This window comes from Methylobacterium oryzae (assembly GCF_036441375.1).
GTDB classification, from domain to species: domain Bacteria; phylum Pseudomonadota; class Alphaproteobacteria; order Rhizobiales; family Beijerinckiaceae; genus Methylobacterium; species Methylobacterium oryzae_A.
This window is the reverse complement of sequence record NZ_MLCA01000012.1, coordinates 38,448-58,009: the sequence shown is the minus strand read 5'-3', so window position 1 is coordinate 58,009 and position 19,562 is coordinate 38,448. Positions and strand designations below refer to the sequence as shown.

14 protein-coding genes and 3 pseudogenes are annotated in these 19,562 nt (G+C 72.5%); 5 read left to right on the top strand and 12 right to left on the bottom strand.

Annotation, left to right across the window (positions count from 1 at the left end; translation table 11 throughout):
• From MOTC310_RS23505 to MOTC310_RS23490, 4 genes and pseudogenes are all read right to left on the bottom strand, one after another.
• Nucleotides 1–284: pseudogene (locus tag MOTC310_RS23505) on the bottom strand (family 2A encapsulin nanocompartment cargo protein cysteine desulfurase); the annotation flags it as partial.
• The gene (locus MOTC310_RS23500) at nucleotides 271–1,674 is read right to left on the bottom strand and encodes a family 2B encapsulin nanocompartment shell protein (RefSeq protein ID WP_331303486.1); all 1,404 of its coding nucleotides are present in this window, start codon (nucleotides 1,672–1,674) and stop codon (nucleotides 271–273) included. The pseudogene MOTC310_RS23505 and the gene MOTC310_RS23500, both read right to left, overlap by 14 nt.
• A 429-nt stretch (nucleotides 1,675–2,103) precedes the next feature.
• Nucleotides 2,104–2,976 carry a serine O-acetyltransferase gene (gene cysE, locus MOTC310_RS23495; RefSeq protein WP_331303485.1) on the bottom strand — a complete coding sequence of 291 codons (873 nt, stop codon included), beginning with the start codon at nucleotides 2,974–2,976 and terminating at the stop codon, nucleotides 2,104–2,106.
• 13 nt (nucleotides 2,977–2,989) lie between these two features.
• Entirely contained in the window at nucleotides 2,990–3,196 is a 207-nt protein-coding gene (locus tag MOTC310_RS23490; protein ID WP_331291613.1) for a hypothetical protein, read from the bottom strand.
• 554 nt (nucleotides 3,197–3,750) lie between these two features.
• Here MOTC310_RS23490 and MOTC310_RS23485 point away from each other — a divergent pair.
• Nucleotides 3,751–4,029 (top strand): hypothetical protein, encoded by a 279-nt coding sequence (locus MOTC310_RS23485; RefSeq protein ID WP_331303483.1) that lies wholly within the window; start codon nucleotides 3,751–3,753, stop codon nucleotides 4,027–4,029.
• 155 nt (nucleotides 4,030–4,184) lie between these two features.
• On the opposite strand, the pseudogene MOTC310_RS23480 reads toward MOTC310_RS23485, so the two are convergent.
• Both MOTC310_RS23480 and MOTC310_RS23475 read right to left on the bottom strand, forming a co-directional pair.
• Nucleotides 4,185–5,267, bottom strand: a pseudogene (locus MOTC310_RS23480) (LLM class flavin-dependent oxidoreductase); the annotation flags it as partial.
• Between the two features lie 27 nt (nucleotides 5,268–5,294).
• Nucleotides 5,295–6,315 (bottom strand): annotated as a pseudogene (locus MOTC310_RS23475) (acyl-CoA dehydrogenase).
• 490 nt (nucleotides 6,316–6,805) lie between these two features.
• Between MOTC310_RS23475 and MOTC310_RS23470 the strand changes: the two are divergent.
• From MOTC310_RS23470 to MOTC310_RS23460, 3 genes are read left to right on the top strand one after another with little or no spacing between them, the layout of a single operon-like run.
• Nucleotides 6,806–7,906, top strand: a complete 1,101-nt coding sequence (locus MOTC310_RS23470) for an ABC transporter substrate-binding protein (RefSeq protein ID WP_331303481.1) — start codon at nucleotides 6,806–6,808, stop codon at nucleotides 7,904–7,906.
• 8 nt (nucleotides 7,907–7,914) lie between these two features.
• Nucleotides 7,915–8,919 carry an ABC transporter permease gene (locus MOTC310_RS23465; RefSeq protein ID WP_331303480.1) on the top strand — a complete coding sequence of 335 codons (1,005 nt, stop codon included), beginning with the start codon at nucleotides 7,915–7,917 and terminating at the stop codon, nucleotides 8,917–8,919.
• Nucleotides 8,913–9,704: an ABC transporter ATP-binding protein gene (locus MOTC310_RS23460; RefSeq protein WP_331303479.1), complete on the top strand. Its 792-nt coding sequence runs from the start codon at nucleotides 8,913–8,915 to the stop codon at nucleotides 9,702–9,704. Before MOTC310_RS23465 ends, MOTC310_RS23460 begins: the two co-directional genes overlap by 7 nt.
• Before the next feature lie 12 nt (nucleotides 9,705–9,716).
• Here the strand turns inward: MOTC310_RS23460 and MOTC310_RS23455 are convergent, their stop codons facing one another.
• From MOTC310_RS23455 to MOTC310_RS23440, 4 genes are all read right to left on the bottom strand, one after another.
• Complete coding sequence (locus tag MOTC310_RS23455; protein ID WP_331303478.1) at nucleotides 9,717–11,075, bottom strand: MFS transporter; 1,359 nt, start codon at nucleotides 11,073–11,075, stop codon at nucleotides 9,717–9,719.
• A gap of 40 nt (nucleotides 11,076–11,115) precedes the next feature.
• A complete protein-coding gene (locus tag MOTC310_RS23450) occupies nucleotides 11,116–12,027 on the bottom strand; it encodes an amidohydrolase family protein (RefSeq protein WP_331303488.1) in 912 nt (303 codons plus the stop codon).
• Nucleotides 12,028–12,032: 5 nt separating this feature from the next.
• Complete coding sequence (locus MOTC310_RS23445) at nucleotides 12,033–13,268, bottom strand: MFS transporter (protein WP_331303477.1); 1,236 nt, start codon at nucleotides 13,266–13,268, stop codon at nucleotides 12,033–12,035.
• A gap of 86 nt (nucleotides 13,269–13,354) precedes the next feature.
• Nucleotides 13,355–14,095: a GntR family transcriptional regulator gene (locus tag MOTC310_RS23440; protein WP_331303476.1), complete on the bottom strand. Its 741-nt coding sequence runs from the start codon at nucleotides 14,093–14,095 to the stop codon at nucleotides 13,355–13,357.
• A 429-nt stretch (nucleotides 14,096–14,524) separates the two neighbouring features.
• Here MOTC310_RS23440 and katG point away from each other — a divergent pair, with 429 nt between their 5' ends.
• Nucleotides 14,525–16,843, top strand: coding sequence for a catalase/peroxidase HPI (gene katG / locus MOTC310_RS23435; RefSeq protein ID WP_331303475.1), 2,319 nt, complete (start codon nucleotides 14,525–14,527; stop codon nucleotides 16,841–16,843).
• Nucleotides 16,844–16,904: 61 nt separating this feature from the next.
• On the opposite strand, the gene MOTC310_RS23430 is transcribed toward katG, so the two are convergent.
• Together MOTC310_RS23430 and MOTC310_RS23425 are read right to left on the bottom strand one after the other, a co-directional pair.
• A complete protein-coding gene (locus MOTC310_RS23430) occupies nucleotides 16,905–18,059 on the bottom strand; it encodes a M20 aminoacylase family protein (protein ID WP_331303474.1) in 1,155 nt (384 codons plus the stop codon).
• Between the two features lie 78 nt (nucleotides 18,060–18,137).
• Entirely contained in the window at nucleotides 18,138–19,502 is a 1,365-nt protein-coding gene (locus tag MOTC310_RS23425) for a DUF3100 domain-containing protein (protein ID WP_331303473.1), read from the bottom strand.
• Nucleotides 19,503–19,562 lie beyond the last annotated feature (60 nt).

Sequence of the window (19,562 nt, the reverse complement as noted above, 5' to 3'; positions counted from 1 at the left end):
AGCGCGGAGGCTTCGGACTGCAGGCTGGCGGGCTGGCCGCCCGCCGGGGCCGAGGCGACGCCCAGGGGCGCGCTCGGCAGCGGCGCCCCGCCCGGACCCTGGGGCAGGCTCTCGAGAGCCTGCGGGACCTGGGGCCCGGCGGGGATCGCCGGGGCGACGGGCTGGCTCGCTTCCTGCCCCTGCCCGTAGATCTCCCGGGCGAGGCGCCCGACCAGATCCGCGTGGGCCAGATCGCCCGGGCTCGCCCCGGGCAGCCCGAGGGCGGAGGCCTCAGGCGTAGTCATGGTAGTTGCCCAGCAGCACGTTATCCAGGCGGGCGATCGCGTCCTCGACCAGCACGGCGGCTGAGAAGTAGCGGGTCACGAGGTGCGAGGCGATGGAGTGGTCGTTGGTGCCCATGTAGCGCACCGACAGGCCGGGCTCGATCTCACCGGTCACGCCGGACTTCTGCAGGCCGACCACGCCCTGCTCGCCCTCGCCGACGCGCAGCAGCAGGATCGCGGTGGTCTCGGCCCCGGTCACCGGGTCGAGGTCGATCGGCAGCTTGTCGCTCGGCACCAGCGGCACGCCGCGCCACGTGAGGAACGGCGCGCCGAACAGGTGGACGACGACCGGCGGCACGCCGCGGCGGGTCGCCTCCCGGCCGAAGGCCGCGATGGCGCGGGGATGGGCCACGAAGAAGGCGGGCTTCTTCCAGACCAGGGTCAGCAGCTCGTCGAGGTCGTCCGGGGTGGGCGGGCCGCCGCGGGTCGGGATGCGCTGGCGCGGGCCGACCTCGTGGAGCAGGCCGAACTGCGCGTTGTTCAGGAGCTCCCACTCCTCGCGCTCCTTCACGGCGTCGACCGTGAGGCGGATCTGCTCGCGGAGCTGGTCGATCTCGTTGGAGTAGAGATCGGTGACGCGGGTATGGGTGTTGAGGATCGTCTGGATGGTCGAGAGGTGGTACTCGCGCGGATCGACCTCGTAATCCACGAAGGTCGTGGGCAGGCGCGGCTCGCCGGTATGGACCGCCAGGAGCTCGATGCCCTGCTCGCCGTACGAGTTGGTGTGCCCTTTGAGGCGGTCGCGCTCCTCGCGGTACTGGGCGATCTTGGCGCGGATCTCCTCGTTCTCGACCGCGGCGGCGTCGAGGGTCAGGAGGGTCACGGCCGACAGGGCCTTCACGGCCGGGGCCGGGGCGCTCTCGCCGGCGAGGCCGGCGTCGCCGAAATAGTCGCCCTTCGTGGCGAGCCCCTGGCGCAGGCGGCCCTTGTAGGGGCCCGACAGGGTCAGCTCGACGGTGCCGTCGGCCACCACCGTGAGGCTGCGGCCCGCGGACCCCTCCTCGTGGATCACCGCGCCGGCCTTGTGCCGGCTCTCGGTGAACTTGGCCGCCAGCGCCGCCAGCTCGGCATCGCCCAGCCGGCTGAACAGCGGCACGGCCCGCAGGGAGGCGGGGCGAACCGCCCGGCCCTTGCCGTCACCCTTGTCGTCGGTAACGACATCGATCCGACCCGGGCGGGCCAGCACGACGGCGCGGCGGTTGACGCGGTAGACCCCGCCCGCCACGTCCACGAAGGGCAGGAGCCGGAGCAGCCAGCGCGGCGTGTTCGCCGCGTTCTGGACCGAGGTGACGGTCGCCGTCGCAAGATTGCGTGCCGCCGTGGCGCTCACGCTCAGACCCGGTCCGCTCATGGTTCGTCCTCACTCCATCCAGGATTGCAGGCGCGCCGCATCGATCCGCGCGGCGGCGGCGCGCCCCGCAGGCCGTGCGGGGCGGGCGCAAGTCGTTCCGATCAGAACCTGACGACGATCACGGTCCGGCCGACCTTTACGTCGATCAAATCAGGTCGTTTCCAGCAGACAGACGGCCATCGTCGACCGATTGTCCGGCCTCACGCCGTCGTCGATGCGGCCAAGTCTTGATAAAGCTTGATTCGTCCGAGGGTCAACGAAAGGATGTCCCCATTTTTCACCGATCCATGGAAATGGATCCTCTGGCATACACGTTGCCCAGCATAGGATCGCCCTCGGATCGGAAGATCAGAGAACGTAATTCTACAGATCCGCGCCTGGCAGCGGCGGACGGACGACTTTGTTGTCAGAAAAAATCTTTCGCGCGTCTCAGATGCCGTCCCCGTAGCCGAAGGACTGGTCCATGCTGAGCGCCGGCTCCTCGTCGACGGGCAGGCGCGAGACGACCCGGGCCGGCACGCCCGCCACGGTCGTGTGGGGCGGCACGTCCTGCAGCACCACCGCGGCGGCCGCGACCTTGGCGCCCGCCCCGACGCGGATGTTGCCCAGCACCTTGGCGCCGACGCTGAGCAGCACCCCGCGCTCGATCTTGGGGTGCCGGTCGCCGCTCTCCTTGCCGTTGCCGCCGAGCGTCACCGACTGGAGGATCGAGACGTCGTCGGCGATCACCGTGGTCTCGCCGATCACCACGCCGGTGGCGTGGTCGATGAACACCCCCGAGCCGATCCGGGCCGCCGGGTGGATGTCGCAGCCGAACACCTCGGAGATCCGGCTCTGGACGTGCAGCGCCAGGGTCGCCCGGCCCCGGTGCCAGAGCCAGTGGCCGACCCGGTAGGCCTCGAGCGCCGCCAGCCCCTTGTAGAACAGGAACGGGTCGAGGTAGCGGCGGCAGGTCGGGTCGCGCTCGCGGATCGCCACGAGGTCGCGCACCGCGTGGGCGCCGGCCTGCGGGTCGGTCTCGAAGGCCGAGAGGCAGAGGTCGCGCATCGACAGGCGGGCGAGGTCGCCGTCCCCGAGACGGTGGGCGAGGCGGTAGGCGAGGGCCTGGGCCAGCGAGCGCTGGTCGAGGATCGTCGCCTGGATGATCCCGGCATAGAGCGGCTCCTCGATCAGGGCCGCCTCGGCCTCGGCGCGCAGGGCCGCCCAGACCTCGGACTCCCCCGTGCTGCGGCTCGTGACGCGCAGGGGCGGCTGGACCAGGGCCATCGTGGCACCCGCGGCGGGCAGAGGGGCGTGATGCATCGGTCGCCGCCGATCACGCCACGGGGCGGAACAGGTCGGGCAGGTAGCGCTCCAGGGTGTCGTGCCCCTGGAACTTCACGTCCACGGTCGCCGGGGCGTCGCCCGCGCGGTGGACGCCCACCACCCGGCCCCGGGCGTGCCGCCAGATCCCCAGGATCTCGGCGAGGTCGGGCCGCGCGAACACGACCGCGTCGCCCTGCATCATCGTGGCTGAGCCCATGGTGTCGTTTCCCCCTGGATCGGCCGGTGGCGGCCTGATTCTGCCGCCGGCACCGGGGCCCGCGCCGCCGGCGAGAAGTCTTTTCCGGATGCCCCGGTCCGGCAGAGAAGGTTTCGACCGCGCTGGCCCGAAACCGGAGCATCGTCTTCGCTAAGTGCCTGTTGTAGAACGATATTTAAGCATCGCCGCGCCGTTGGCAAGCCCGGTCTTCGGCCCGTCCCGGGCGCGGCCAGCCCCCGGCCGGCACGCGTCATCGAGCGCGGCCGCGACGCCGGCGCGGCCCCGTGCTTCTGCTCCGCGCCGCGCCTTCGACGAACAACCTGCGCTGCAAGTCCTCGCCAATTTGGCAGCACATTCTCGCGCCCGGCCTCTACATTGACAGTGTCGACCCACAGTCGTGGCCCAGTCGACAGGCAGTCGACACAGAGCCGTACGGAGGTTTGCCGTGATCGCCAGCAAGGAACGGATCGCCCGGATGACTGCGCCGTGTCTGCCGTGTTGCCGCGTCCAGGAGGAGGCGAGCGCACGACATCAGACACGCGAGGCGATTACCGATGCGGACCTATGACACGACCCGGAACACCCGTCCCGACCTGAGCCCCGAACCGGCCGCCGCCCTCGGCCGAGCCCTGTCCCGGAGCGTCCGCTCCCATCCCTCCCACGAACGCGCCGCCCTCGCGAGCGCCCTCGACGACGGCCTGATGCCCGACGAGGTCGCCCGGATCCTCGCCGGCCGCCGAGTGGCCGAGGCCTTCCCGATCCGCTGGGGCGAGAGCCCGGAAGCCTACGCGTCCCGGGCCGTGTCCGAGATGTTCGTCGCCTACCTCCAGTAGGCGCGCCGCTGCCGGCCGCGCCGGCCTCTCCGACCACGAACGATGGAAACCTGCCATGTCGGTCTTCCCCCGCGGGTGGAGGCGCCGGACGGGGACGGCCGCCTGCGCGCTCGCCCTGGCGCTCGGTGCCGCCGGCCCGGCCGCGGCCGGACACCCGCCGAAGGGCCGCGGCGCGGNGCGGCCCGGACGGCGGGCAGCAGCGCCCGGCCGTACTGGAGCGCGTCCTCCAGCGGGTCGAAGCCGCGGATCAGGAAGGTCCGCACGCCCAGGTCGTGATAGTCGAGCAGGGCGTCGGCGACCTGCTCGGGGGTGCCGACCAGGGCGGTCGAGTTGCCCGCCGCGCCGGTCTCGGCCGCGATGGCGGTGAACAGGCGCTTGTCGTGGCGCGGCCCCGCGGCCGCCGCCGCGAGGAGCCGCCGGGAGCCCTCGTTCTGCGGCGTCGCCGCCGGGCCGATGCCCCTGGCCGCCCGGACGGCCCGGGTCCGGGCCAGGATGTCCTCGGCGCGCTCCCAGGCCCGCGCCTCGGTCTCGGCCAGGATCGGCCGGACCGACAGGCTGAAGCGCGGCGCCCGCCCGTGGGCCGCGGCCGCCGCCCGCACCCGGCCGATCAGCTCGGCGACCTGCGCGTGGGTCTCGCCCCAGAGGGCGTAGGTGTCGGCGTGGCGGCCGGCCACCGCCAGCGCCGCCGGCGAGGCGCCGCCGAAATAGACCGGGATCGCGTTGACCGGCTTCACCTCGGAGAAGCCGCGCTCCACCCGGTAGTGATCGCCCGCGTAGTCGAACGGCTCCGCGGCGGTCCAGCTCTGCCGGACGATGTCGAGGAACTCCCGGGTGCGGGCGTAGCGCGCGTCCTTGGTGAGGTGGTCGCCGTCCTGGGCGAGTTCCCGGTCGTCGCCGCCGCTGATCACGTGGATCGCGACCCGGCCGCCGGTGAGCTGGTCGAGGGTCGCGAATTGCCGCGCCGCCACGGTGGGCGCCGTGAATCCGGTGCGGTGGGCGATCATCAGTCCCAGCCGCTCGGTCACGGCGGCGACCTGCCCGGCGAGCAGGAGGGCGTCCGGCGTGGTCGCGTGGAAGGCCACCAGCACCCGGTCGAACCCGCCCCATTCGTGCGCCTGCGCCAGGAGCTTCAGGTAGTCGCGGTCGATGGACGGCCCCGCCGCCGGGTGGATCTCGGAGGTGTGCCGGGGGGCGACGAAGCCGATGAACTCGACGGCATCGGGGGGAAGCAGGCTCATGGTGCGATCTCCGGGTCGAGGGCGGATTCAGGCGCCGAGGGCGGCCCTGCCGGCGGCGACGCGGACGGCGTCCCCTTGCGGCCAGTGGATGCGCGCGCACAGGACGTCGCGCAGGTGCCGCTCCAGCGGGTTCGCCCGGGACAGGCCGGCGTTGCCGGACAGCTCCGCGGCGCGCTGGACCGCCGCGACGGCGTTCTCCGTGGCGGTGAGCTTCACGAAGCCGGACTCGCGCGGCGGCGGGGGATGTCCCGCATCGACCTCGGCGGCGAGCCCGGCGACGAGGCGCGCATTGACGGCGAGCAGCCGCTCGTTCTCGCCGACCGCCTCGTGGAAGCGCGGCAGGCTCGCCAGCGGCGCCCCGAGGCTGCCGGGCCGGCGCGCCCGCAGGAAGCCGGTGAACCAGTCCTGCGCCGCCCGGGCCACGCCGTCGTAGAGGGCGGCGAGCAGGGTGCAGCTCCAAGCCTGCTGCCAGGGATCGGGCCCCGACCAGCCGCCCGGCGGCCGCAGGTCGACGGCGTGGTCCCCGGGGATCGGCACGTCCGTGAAGTGGACGTCGTGGCTGCCGGAGGCGCGCAGGCCGAGATGGTCCCAGGTCTCCGCGATGCGGATGCCCGGCGCGTCGAACGGCACCAGGACGGTGCCGGTGCGCGGCTCCGCCTCGTCGGTGCGGACGAAGACGAGGCCGTAGGCGAGCCCCGGCGCCCCGGTCGCATAGATCTTGTGCCCGGAGATCCGCCAACCCGCGCCGTCGCGGCGGGCCACCGTGGCCGGCAGGCCGCCCCGCGAGGGCGTCCCGAGTTCGGGCTCGACCCGCAGGGCGTTGATCAGCGCCCCGCGCGCCACCGCCGCCGCGCCGACCGCGTCGGCGGAGACCCGCACCGCCGCCGCCGAGACGCCGCGGCACGGTGAGGGCCAGGAGCCCGGCCTCCCGGAGCGCCGCGAGGGAGTCGTGCGGGAAGGTCCCCGCGCGGTCGTGGTCGGCCGCGCAGGCGGCGAGCCGTCTGGCGAGGCTGCGGACGATGTCGGGGGGCGGGACGGCGACGGTCATGGGGTGTTCGGCGACGTGATCGGCGGGCGGCCGCGCGGCGCCATCCCGGGAGCCGCGATGGTCCGCCGGGACCCGGGTCGCGTCAACGGAATGCCGTTCCGAATATTCATGGATCGGCAGGAGGATGTTGCCGCGTCGTCGGACGGCGAAGAAGAACGTGTTTCCGCCCGCCGAGGACCGGAATCGATCGTTCTCCCGGTCGTCATTCGGGGTCCTGCCATCGAGAGACAGACGAACGACGCCCCTCGCTGATGAGTCGAGGCCTCTGAGCGCCGCGCGACGGCGCCGATCCGTGAATGATCTTACCCTATCGCGCTAAAATAGAGGAAACGCTTTGGTTGACTCGGTCCAGCAGCGATCGAATACTCGGCACCCTGATCCCTCGACGGATCATTCCCGAAGACGAGGACGCCAGATCCGCCCGGTCGCGCCACCGGTGCGGTGACGCGCGCCGTTCCCGCCGCGCGGTCGCGCGGCCCGGAGACCTGAGATGACCGAAGCGCCCTCCCGACCGGGCAGCCCCTCCTCCGATCCATCGCCTTCCCGGCGGCGCCTGCTGCAGGTCGGCGCCGCGGCCGCCGCCCTGCCGCTCGGCCTCGGCATGGGCACCGGCCGCGCCTGGGCACCCGGACCGGGGGCGCCGTTCGACCCCGGCCCGCTCTGCCGACCTGCCGCCGCGGAGGCGCCCGCGGGCCCGCTCCGGACGGTCAAGCTGGCCTGGAACGCCACGGCCATCTGCACGGCGGCCGCGCCGCTCGCCAAGGAGCAGGGGATCTTCGCCCGGCACGGCCTCGACGTGGAGTTCGTCAATTTCGGCGGCTCGACCGAGGCCCTGCTGGAGGCGATCGCCACGGGCAAGGCCGATGCCGGGATCGGCATGGCCCTGCGCTGGCTCAAGCCCCTGGAACAGGGCTTCGACGTGAAGATCACCGCGGGGCTGCACGGCGGCTGCCTGCGGCTGCTCAGCGCCAAATCCTCCGGCATCGCCGACATCGCCGGGCTGAAGGGCAAGACGATCGCGATCAGCGACCAGGCGAGCCCGGCCAAGAACTTCTTCGGCCTGCTGCTCGCCAAGGCGGGGATCGACCCGGAGAGCGGGGTCGAGTGGCGGCAGTACCCGGCCGACCTGCTCAACCTCGCGGTGGAGAAGGGCGAGGCGCAGGCGCTGGCCGATTCCGACCCGCGGACCTGGATCTGGCTGAAGGACCCGCGCTTCACCGAGGTCGCCACCAACCTGTCGGGCGAGTTCGCCACCCGCACCTGCTGCGTCGTGGCCGCCCGCGGCAGCCTGATCCGGAACGACCGCGCGGTGGCGCGCGCGCTGACCCGGGCGATCCTGGAGGGCGGCCACGCCGTCCACCGGGATCCCGAGGCCGCGGCCCGGGCCTTCTCCGGCTACGGCGGCAAGGGCTCGATCGCGGACCTCGCCGCGATGCTGCGCAGCCAGCAGCACGGCGACAGCCCGGTCGGCGGCGATCTCAAGCAGCAGCTCGCGCTCTACGGGGACGAGCTGAAGCAGGTGAACGTCCTGCGGCGGTCCACCGACACGGCGAAGTTCGCCGAGCGGATCTACGCCGACGTGCTGAGCTGAGGCGCGCCATGTCCGGAAGCATCGCCGCCGGCGTCGCCCCGCGGGCCGCCGCCCCGTCCCGAAGGCTGCCGCGGCCGCCCTGGCGGATCGTCCTCGCGGGCGGCGCCTGGCTCGCCCTGGCCGGCGTGACCCTCGGCCTGCCCGAGGCGGACGACCTGCCCGAGACCGCGGCCCTCGGGTCCGGCGCGGCGTCACTCGGCCTCGCCCTCCTGACGCTCGCGCCCGTGGCGACCCGCCTCGGCCCTCTCGGGTCGCGGCTACGGTACTGGAGCCCCTGGCTCGCGGCGCTGGCCCTGGCGCTGATCGCCTGGGAGGCGGTCACGGCGAAGCTCGCCCTGCTGCCGATGCCGTTCTTTCCCTCGCCCCAGGCGATCCTGGAGGTCTTCCTCGACGACTGGCCGAAGCTCGGCGGCAGCATCCTCAACTCCCTGATCCTCCTCTCCGGCGGCTACGCCATCGGGGCGGCGACCGGCTTCGTCCTGGGCGTCGCCATCGGCACCTTCCGGGCGGTGGGCTACTGGGCCCACCCGGTGCTGCGCTTCGTCGGGCCGCTGCCGGCCACGGCGTGGCTGCCCCTCGCCTTCTTCGTCTTCCCGTCCTCGTGGTCGGCCAGCACCTTCCTGGTGGCGCTGGCGACCGGCTTCCCGGTCACGGTGCTGACTTGGTCGGGGGTGGCGGGCGTCAACAAGGCCTATTTCGACGTGGCGCGGACGCTCGGCGCCTCGCGCGGCTTCCTGATCCTGCGCGTGGCGATCCCGGCGGCGCTGCCGCACGTCTTCGTCGGGCTGTTCATGGGGCTCGGCGGCTCCTTCGCGGTGCTGGTCGTGGCCGAGATGCTCGGCGTGAAGTCCGGCCTCGGCTGGTACCTCCAGTGGGCGCAGGGCTGGGCCGCCTACGCCAACATGTACGCGGCGCTGATCGTGATGGCGCTGATGTGCTCCTCCCTGATCACGCTGCTGTTCCGCCTGCGCGACCGCCTGCTCGCGTGGCAGAAGGGGCTGGTGCAATGGTAGCCGCCGCGACCCTCGAACGCCCCGCCGCCCAGAGCGCCGGGGCCCGCCTGGCGGTCGAGGCCGTCAGCCACGCCTTCGCGATCCGCGGGGCGCCCCTGCCGGTCCTCGACCGGGTGAGCCTCGACGTGGCGCCCGGCGGCTTCGTGGCGCTGCTCGGCCCCTCGGGCTGCGGCAAGTCCACCCTGCTGCGGCTCGTCGCCGGCCTCGAGCCGCCCGACCAGGGCGCGATCCGGGTCGACGGCGACCTGGTGGAGGGCCCGGATCCGTCCCGGCTCCTCGTCTTCCAGGACCCGACGCTCTATCCGTGGCGGACCGTGCGCGGCAACGTCGCCCTGGGGCTGGAGGCGCGCGGCGTCGGGCGGTCGCGGGCGGCCCTCGTCGACCAGGCGCTGGGGCTCGTCGGCCTGACCGGCTTCGCCGACGTCTATCCGCACCAGCTCTCCGGCGGCATGGCGCAGCGGGCGGCCCTCGCCCGGGCGCTCGTCAACGCGCCGCGGCTGCTGCTCCTCGACGAGCCGCTGGGCAAGCTCGACGCCCTGACGCGGCTCGCCATGCAGGCCGAGATCCTGCGGCTCTGGCAGGAGAAGCGCTTCACCGCGCTCCTCGTCACCCACGACGTCGAGGAGGCGCTGGTGCTGGCCGAGCGCGTGATCGTGCTCTCCGACCGCCCGGCCGCGATCCGGGCCGAGCTGCCCGTCGCTGCGCCCTATCCGCGCCACCGCGACGATGCCGAGATCGTGCGGCTGCGCCGGGAGATCCTGGGGATCCTCGGCCAGCCGACCTGACGGACCGCCGCCTCAGCCCCGGGCGATCGACGGGGTCGCCCCGACGGTCGCCGCCCGCGGCTGGTGCCGTCCGATCCAGAAGACCAGGGCGCAGCCGACGCCCGTGAGCGCACAGAGCGGCAGCAGGGCGACTGGGAAGCTGCCGGTCTGCTCGCGCAGCACCCCGATCAGCGAGGTAATCGCCCCGGTGCCGAGATGCGCCAGGGTGTTGATCGCCGCGATGCCGGCGGCCGTCTGGGCCGGCGGCAGCGTCTCCGTGGCGAGGGCGAAGAACGGGCCCTTGATCGCGTAGTTGCCGAGCAGGACCAGCGAGAGCAGGACCAGCGTCATCCAGAGCGAGCCCGTCAGGAGCGTCAGGGCGAAGCTCGCCGAGGTCAGCGCCAGCGGCAGGGCCGTGCTCCAGATCCGCTCGCCGCTGCGGTCCGCCCGCAGGCCCCAGACGATCATGAAGACCGAGGCGATGCCGAACGGAATCATGTTCAGCAGGCCGGTCTGCAGGTTGCTGAGGCCGAACCCCTTGAGGATCTGCGGCATCCACAGCGACAGCGTGTTGCTGGTGGCCGAGCTGCCCGCGTAGATCACGGCGAGCAGCCAAACTTGCCGGCTCGCGAGCACCGCCCAGACCGCCGCGAGGCCGTGGGCGTGGTGCGCGGCGCTCGCCTCGGCGGCGCGCCGCTCGGTCTCCAGCCGGTCCGTCAGCCAGCCGCGCTCCGCCGGGCTCAGGAAGGTCGCCTCGGCCGGCCGGCTCGGCAGCAGCGCGAGGGCGGCGACGCCGAGCAGGACGGCCGGGACCGCCTCCATAATCAGCAGCCACTGCCAGCCGCGCAGGGACGCGGCGCCGTCGAGGGTGAGCAGCGCCGCCGAGAGCGGCGAGCCGAAGAAGCTGGAGAGGGGGATCGCGACCATGAACATCGCCACGATCCGCGCCCGGTAGGCCTTGGGGAACCAGTAGGTCAGGTACAGGATCACGCCGGGGAAGAACCCGGCCTCGGCCGCGCCGAGCAGGAAGCGGGCGGTGGCGAAGCTCAGCGGACCGGTGACGAAGGCCGAGCCGATGCCGACGAGCCCCCAGGTGATCATGATCCGCGCGATCCAGATCCGCGCGCCGACGCGCTCCATGGCGAGGTTGCTCGGCACCTCGAACAGGACGTAGGCCACGAAGAACAGGCCGCCGCCCAGGCCGAAGGCCGCGGCGGAGAGGCCGAGATCGTGGTTCATGGTCAGCGCCGCGAAGCCGACATTCACCCGGTCGACGTAGGCGATGAAGTAGCAGAGCACGAGGAAGGGGATCAGGCGCAGGCCGACCTTCCGCATCGTTCGGCTCTCGAAGGCGGCCGCGTCCGCCGCGTGTGGCGTGGTCGGTGTTGCCATGGTCCTGTCCTCGCTGGAATTCGGGCGGGGCCGCCTCGGCCTAGCGGTCGAAGCGGAAGAGTTCGGCGGGCGTCTCGGCCAGGACGATCCGGCGCTCGGCCGGGTCCGGCACCCAGGCGTCGAGGTCGCGCCGGGCCTCGGCCGGGCTGGCCTGGGTCTCGAACTGCGTGTGCGGCCAGTCGCTGCCCCAGAGCAGGCGCCGCGCCCCGAAGGCGCCGCGCAGGCGCTCGGCGGCCTGCAGCGCCGTCTGCCGGCCGGCCTCGCCGCTGCCGATGCGGTAGGCGCCCGAGAGCTTGACCCAGACGCGGCCGCCGCGGCCGAAGCCGAGCAGGTCGGCGAAGCCCGGATCGGCGATGCCGAGGGCGGGGTCGATCCGGCCGAAATGGTCGACCACCACGGGGACGCCCGCCGCGACCAGCGGCGGCAGCAGCCGCGCGAGGCGCCGCGCCTCGGCCTGGACCTCGATCTGCCAGCCGAGATCCGCCACGCGCGCGAGGTGGGCGCGCCAGACCGGGCCGGCGAAGTCCGGGTCCGGCCGGCCGATCAGGTTGAGGCGCAGGCCGACGACGCCCTGCCCGGCGAGGTCGCGCAGGGTCGCGGTCTCGGCCTCCGGGGGCAGCACGGCGATGCCGCGCAGCCGCTCCGGCGCGGAGCGCAGGGCCGAGACCATGTAGCCGTTGTCGGTGCCGAGGAAGCTCGGCTGGATCAGCACGCCGCGGGCCATGCCGTTCCGGTCCAGCATGGCGCGGTAATCGGCGATGCTGGCGTCGTAGTCGGGGGCGTAGCGCCGGTCGCCCGTGAGGGTCAGGGCCCGGGTGAAGACGTGGGCGTGGGTATCGACTGCCGCCACGCCGTCTTCGGCGGCGGAGCCAGTCCCGGCCGCGCCGCGGGCGGGGAGTGCGAGCGTGACGCCGCCCGCGAGCAGGGTGCGGCAGAACAGGCGCCGGTTCATCGGGTTCATCTCACGGTCCGGGGGATCAGCGCGCCGCCGGACTGCCGATCCGGCAGGAGCGCGACGGCGAGGAGGACGAGCCCGTAGGCGCCGAGGGCCGACAGGCCGATCGCCGGGCCGAGGCCGCAGATCTCGCTGAGCAGGCCGACGCCGAGGGGCAGCAGGCCGGAGGCGAGGCGGCCGGCATTGTAGCAGAAGCCCATCCCGGTCCCGCGCAGGCCGTCCGGGAAGAGCTCGCTGAACAGCGCCGCGAGGCTCGCGGGGATGCCGGCCGTGCAGAAGCCGAGGGGCGCCCCGAGGAGGAGCAGGCCCGCGTCGCCGACCGGCAGCAGCAGGTAGAGGACGACCAGGGCCATACATCCGGCGGCGTAGAGCGCCACCGTCCGGCGGCGCCCGAGCCGGTCCACCAGCCCGCCGGCGACGAGGCAGCCCAGGCCGAAGGCCGCGATGATGATGGCGAGGTAGAGCCCGGTGCCCAGGACCGAGGCGCCGCGCTCGACGCTCAGGTAGGTGGGCAGCCACGTGAACAGGGCGTGGAAGCCCCCGTGGGCGCCCAGGCCGAGCAGCGTCCCGATCACCGTGATCCGGCGCAGGCCGGGCGCGAAGATCGCCAGTCCTCCGGCGGGCGGCCGGGCCGGGCCGTTCACCGGCCGGGCCGGCTCGGGCACGGAGCGGCGGAGATAGAGGAGGAGGAGCGCGGGCGCGAGGCCGCAGGCGAACAGGACCCGCCACGCGGTCCGCGGATCCAGGACCGAGAAGGTCGCGGTGGACAGGAGCACGGCCGCGCCCCAGCCGAGCGCCCAGCCGCCCTGGACTGCGCCCAGCGCCTTGCCGCGGTGCTCGGGCCGGATCACCTCCGCCATCAGCACGGCGCCGGCCGCCCACTCGGCGCCGAAACCGATCCCCTGCAGCGCCTTCAAGGTCAGCAGTTGGGCAAAGTTCTGCGCGAAGGCCGCCAGAAAGGTCGCGACCGCGAACCACAGTACGGTGATCTGAAGCGCCCGGACGCGGCCCAGCCGATCCGCCGCGAGCCCCCCGAGCCAACCACCGAGCGCCGCCGCGACGAGCGTGACCGCGCCGATCAGGCCGGCCTCCGAGCGGCTGAGCCCGAAGCTCGCGACCAGCGCGGGGATGGCGAGGCTGAACATCTGCACGTCCAGGGCGTCGAGCGACCACCCGCCCAGACAGGCCCAGAAGGTGCGACGCTCGGCCGGACCGACCTCTCGGTACCAGCGGAACACAGGCTTTCCTCCGTCCCCCGAAGAGGACTAGTCATTTATATGAATAAATGAGCACGCCACTGTCGGTCCGTCAAGGCACCGGCTCCTCAGCGGATGTCGACGTGATACCGGAAGTCCTTGGCCGCGCCGCGCGTCACGCGCCACTCGATCGGGCGGGCATCGAAGCCGAAGGCGAGGCGCTCGATGACGACGACCGGGTCTCCGTCGGCGATCGCGAGGCGTTCGGCATCGGTCGCGTCGGCGATGCCGACGGTCAGGGTCTCCTCGGCGCGGGCGACGATCTCGCCGCAGAGGCGTTCGTAGGCGGGGTAGAGGAGGTCGCCGATCTCCGCCAGCGGGGCCTCGAGGATCGGTGCGAACCGCGCGGCAGGCAGCCAGATCGCCTCGGACAGGATCGGGTGGCCCTGCAGGTGGCGTGTCCGGATCAGGCGGATCGCGTCGCCGCGCACGTCCAGGCCGAGGGCTTGGCGGGCGGCCGCGGGCGCCGGACGAGCCTCGCGCGACAGGATCCGCCCCTCCGGCACCGCCTGGGTGCCGTCCGGCCCCAGATGCCGGAAGAACCGGAACAGGGAGCGGTCGAATCGCGGCCGTCGCACGAAGGTGCCGCGGCCCTGCTGTCGCTCCACGAGGCCGTCGGCGACCAGAACGTCGATCGCCTTGCGCACGGTGCCGATGGCGACGCGATGGGTCGCCGCCAGTTCCGCCTCCGTGGGGATCGGCTCGCCCGACCGCCAGACGTTGCGGGCGATCTGGAAGGCGATCTCGTCGCGCAGGCGCTGGTAGAGCGGCAAACGGAGATCGGGCTGCGGCGCAGACGTGGCGGTCATGTGTATGACTGTATGACCATCGCCGCCGGCCGCCAATGGTCTTCGTCGCGTGGGCCGGGGGCCGCCGACGCGGCTCACGCCGCCGCGCGCCAAGGATCGGGGAAGTTGTCTTCCTGTGCTGCTGGGCGACGGCGGCGCTGGGATCGTCGATCGCCAGATCCGGGCGCGTCACGGCCGAATCCTCCGGTCGTGCCGCCACACTCCGGATCACAACGACGTCATCGGCTCGATTGCGGGACATCCGGTCACAGCCTCGGGTGAGACTTCGAGGCACTCCGAACTTGATCCCGCGGGGGGCTGCCTCATTTCGTCATCAGCTTCGAACGCGACGGGATTCCCCGAGGGTTCGGACCACTGCACCGTGCCGTCCCCGTCGCCCTGCATGCGCGAGGCCGTCGACGGCGGCGCAACGTCAAGGGGGACCACCGGTTGAGCGAGACGATCGACAAGACGGACACGACGTCGTTTCACATGGAAGGCAAGTGTCCGTTCGGCGGCGACCGGATCGGCGGCGCCCTCGGCAACCGGCCGACTCTGGAGAACTGGTATCCCCACCGCCTGCGCGTGGAGGTGCTCCACCAGAACGGGCCGGCGGCCGACCCCCTCGGCCCGGATTTCGACTACGCGGCCGAGTTCGCCAAGATCGACTTCGAGGCCCTCAAGCGCGACATCAAGCAGTTCCTGACCTCGTCGGTGGACTGGTGGCCGTCCGACTACGGCAATTACGGCCCGCAGATGATCCGCATGGCCTGGCACTCGGCCGGCACCTATCGGATCGCCGACGGGCGCGGCGGCGCCGGCACCGGCCTGCAGCGCTTCGCCCCGATCTCGAGCTGGTGGGACAACGGCAACACCGACAAGTCGCGCCGCCTCCTGCAGCCGATCAAGCACAAGTACGGCAACGCCCTGTCGTGGGCCGACCTGATGGTCCTGACCGGCAACTGCGCCCTCGAGATCATGGGCCTGCCGACCTACGGCTTCGCCGCCGGACGCCTCGACGCCTGGGAGGCGGACAACGCCACCTACTGGGGCCCGGAGGTGGTGGAGATGGGATCGGTCTCAAGCTTCGACGACATGGTGAACCGCGACAAGCGCTGGCGCGGCAAGAACGGCGACGCCGATTACGACCTGGAGAACCCGCTGGCCGCCTCCCACCAGGCGCTGATCTACGTGAACCCGGAGGGCCCCTACGCCAGCGGCGATCCCCTGGCCTCCGCGCGCGACATCCGGATCACCTTCACCCGCATGGCGATGAACAACGAGGAGACGGTGGCGCTGATCGCGGGCGGCCACGCCTTCGGCAAGAGCCACGGCATGGTCCCGGCGAAGGAGATCGGGCCGCCGCCCGAGATGGCGCCGATGGAGGCGATGGGCCTGGGCTGGCACAACCCGAAGGGCACGGGTGCCGGCAAGGACACGATGACCAACGGCATCGAGGGCAGTTGGACCCCCGATCCCACGCAGTGGGACAACGCCTACCTGGAGAATCTCTTCAAGTTCGAGTGGGAGCAGACCAAGAGCCCGGCCGGCGCTCTCCAGTGGACGCCGAAGGATCCGGACGCGCCGAGGACTCCGGACGCCCATGTCGCCGGCCAGATGCACCCGCTGATGATGATGACGTCCGACATCGCCCTGAAGGTCGACCCGGACTACCGCAAGGTCTGCGAGAAGTTCCTCAACGACTTCGACGCCTTCACCCACGCCTTCTCCAAGGCCTGGTACAAGCTCACTCACCGCGACATGGGCCCGAAGCACCGCTACCTCGGCCCGGAGGTGGTGATCGAGGACGGGCTGCTGTGGCAGGACCCGCTGCCCGAGCGCGACTACGGGCTCGTCGGCGCGGCCGAGATCGCCGCGCTGAAGCAGGCGATCGCCGCGACCGGCCTGTCGGTCTCGGATCTGGCCTTCACGGCCTTCTCGGCGGCCTCGACCTACCGCGACAGCGACAAGCGCGGCGGGGCCAACGGCGGCCGCCTCGCGCTCGCGCCGCAGAAGGACTGGGCCGTCAACCGGCGGGCCACACCCGTGGTCGAGGCCCTGCGCGGCGTGATGGCGACCTTCAACGGCGGGCGCAGCGACGGGAAGAAGATCTCGCTGGCGGACCTGATCGTGCTGGGCGGCTGCGTCGCCGTCGAGAAGGCGGCCCGCGACGCCGGGGTCGAGACGCCGGTCCCGTTCACGCCGGGCCGGGTGGACACGACGCAGGCGCTCACGGACGTCGAGATGTTCGAGTGGCTGAGGCCGGTGGTGGACGGGTTCCGAAACTACGTCGACGACGGCTTCGGGCAGATGACGCGCAGCGTCTCGCCGGAGGAGATGTTCCTCGACAAGGCGAACCTGCTGACGCTGACGGCCCCGGAATGGACCGTCCTGACCGGCGGCCTGCGCGCGCTCAACGCCAATCACGACGGGTCGAACCGGGGCGTCCTGACCGATCGGGTCGGGGTGCTGACGACCGACTTCTTCCGCAACCTGACCGACGTCGACCTGGTCTGGGAGAAGGCGGATTCGGACGGGATGACCTTCGCGCTCAAGGACCGCGCGAGCGGGCAGACGAAGTTCGAGGCGACCCGCAGCGACCTCGTCTTCGGCTCGAACGCGCAGCTCCGGTCGATCGCCGACGCCTACGCGGGCAGCGACGGCCAGCGGCGCTTCGTGGCGGACTTCGTCAAGGCCTGGGACAAGATCATGATGCTCGACCGCTTCGACGTGAAGGGTCACCGACGCTACGGGCCGATGGCGGCCTGAAACCCGAGATCGAAACCGCCCGCGCCGGAGGCGCGGGCGGCCTCTCAGGGTGCCCGCCGTGTCACGGCCTGAGGCTGTGCGCCGCCAGCGCGGCCCAGTAGGCGGCGCCGACCGGGAGGGCCTCGTCGTTGAAGTCGTAGCCGGGATTGTGGAGCGGCAGGCTCTTGCGCGTCCCGTCGGTCCCGATCCAGGCGTAGGCGCCGGGGCAGGCCTCGAGCATGTAGGCGAAGTCCTCCGACGCCATGGAGGGTCCGACCTCGCCGCGGCGCGCGGTGATGTCCGTGACGGTCCCGGCCGCCTCCAGGGCGGTGCCGACGGCGTCGGCGGTGTTGACGGTGGCGGGGTATCCGAACCGGTAGTCCACCTCCGCGCGGGCGCCGTGCGTGCCGGCCGTTCCGCCCGCGATCGCCTCGACGAGTTCCGCGACCCGCTTGCGCACGGTCTCGTCCAGGCAGCGGACCGTGCCGCGGATGACCGCGCGCTCGGGAATGACGTTGTAGGCGTCGCCGCCGTGGATCTGCGTGACGCTGAGGACGACCGGGTCGGTGGGGGCGATCCGGCGGCTCACGATGGTCTGAAGGGCGAGGACGATCTCGGAGGCGACCACCAGCGTGTCGGTGCCGCGCTCCGGCATGGCCGCGTGGGTGCCGAACCCGGCGACCGCGATCTCGAACGTGTCGAGGGAGGCCATGATGGCGCCGACCCGGGTCGCGAAGGTCCCCAGCGGCAGGCCGGGCCAATTATGCAGGCCGTAGACGGAATTGCACGGGAACAGGCGGAACAGGCCGTCCTCGACCATGGCGCGCCCGCCGCCTTCGCACTCCTCCGCCGGCTGGAAGATGAAGTGCACTGTCCCCGAGAGGTCGGTGCGCGACGCGAGGTGGCGCGCCGCGCCGAGCAGCATCGCCACGTGGCCGTCGTGGCCGCAGGCATGCATCACGCCGGGCGTCCGGGAGGCGTAACTGGCGCCCGTCGCCTCCTGGATGGGCAGGGCGTCCATGTCGGCGCGCAGGCCGACGGTCGGGCCGTCGCCCCGGCTCAGGGTCCCGACCACGCCGGTGCGCCCGAGCCCGGTCTTCACCGCCAGGCCGCAGGCGGCCAGTTCCCGGGCGACGAGATCCGCCGTGCGGACCTCCTGGAAGGCCAGCTCGGGATGGGCGTGCAGGTCGCGCCGCCACGCGACCATCCGCTCCACGGTCTCCGCCTCGATACGCATGCGATCTCTCTCAAATGCCGGAGGCCGCCGGAGCGCCTCGATCCCCCGTTCGGACCCTACGCCGATCGGCGCGGCGGTTCACCCCAGCGGCGCGTGCATGAAGAACTGCGCGATGAGAACCGCGCCGAGGAACGTCCCGGCATTGGCCATGAACGAGACCACGACGATCCGCCAGCCGAGGCGGCGGAACGCCGGCACGTCCTTGGCGACCGATAGCCCCGCGAAGGTCAGGATCGGCGTGGCCAGGGCCAGGAAGTTGAGCTTGCCGGTCAGGGCGGCGATCTCGGCGGCGTAGGGCGTGCCGGGATAGGTCAGGGCCATGCCGATGATCGAGACCCAGAGGACGGCGGGCAGGCGCCGGCCGAGGAGCAGGTACAGGCCCCAGCCGGCCAGGACGGTGCCGATGATGATCGCCATCCCGGCCACGACGCTCGCGACGGGGACGACACCGTAGGTCAGCCAGTTGCCGATCAGCCCGTAGGCGCCGATCAGGATCCACGCGAGCACGGTCTCGCCGAGGCCGATCCGCACCTCCTGATGGGCCGGCGCGGCGCCTCGCGGCTCGGCGGCTGCCGGACGGGCGGCATCCGGCCGGTTGCGGCCGAGGATCGGCTCCAGCTTGCCGTAGGCCCAGATCGTGAAGGGCAGCGACAGGAACAGGGTGAAGTACGTGCCGATCGTCGTGGTGACGAGGTTGCTGGCCGCCGCGAAGGTGGCGACGTCCTTGGCGATTTCGGGCGTCTGCTGCGCGGCGATCGCCCCCGAGGCGGCGGCCATCATGCTGCCGGAGCCGACACCGGCGCCCATCGCCAGGGCCAGCGGGTTGAAGATCTTCAGGCTGGCGATCAGCCCGGCCAGCAGGGCGATGAACACCGCGCCGAACACCGTGCCGGTCAGGTACTCGGCCAGCACGCCGCGCCCCTCCGGCGAGTCCATGCCGTAGCGCTCGCCGATGATGGCGAGGCTCGGCTCGCGGCCGACCGAGAAGGTCGCGCCGATCGCCTCGCGCTTGATGCCGAGCAGGAGCGCCACCGGCAGGCCGAACACCATCGTGCCGAAGAAGTGGCCGAATTCCTGGAAGGCCAGGGCCCAGCCCGAGGCCAGGATCTTCGGCAGCGACCCGCCGACCAGCAGGCCGAGCTTGGCGATGAAGATCAGGAGCGCCGGCTGCAGGTAGGCGCCGGCCGCGCTCTGCAGGGCGCCCGACAGCCGCAGCGGCGCGGGCAAGTGCGGGCTCATCAGCCCCAGCGCGCCGCCGAGGAGCAGGGCCCAGAGCAGCGGAAGCAGCACGATCTTGCCCGAACCCACCGGGATGCTGACGTTGCCGATCGCCTCCGCGATGACGACGATGACGAGGGCGAGCAGGAACAGCGTCAGCTTCCCGCCGCCCGAGACGGCGGGCGCGACCGGTCTCGCCTCCGCCGCATAGAGTTCGCCCGCCATCGTCATTCTCCCCTGCCCTGCTCGGGCCTGCCTGTTGCTCCGCCTGCCGGTCTTGATCGC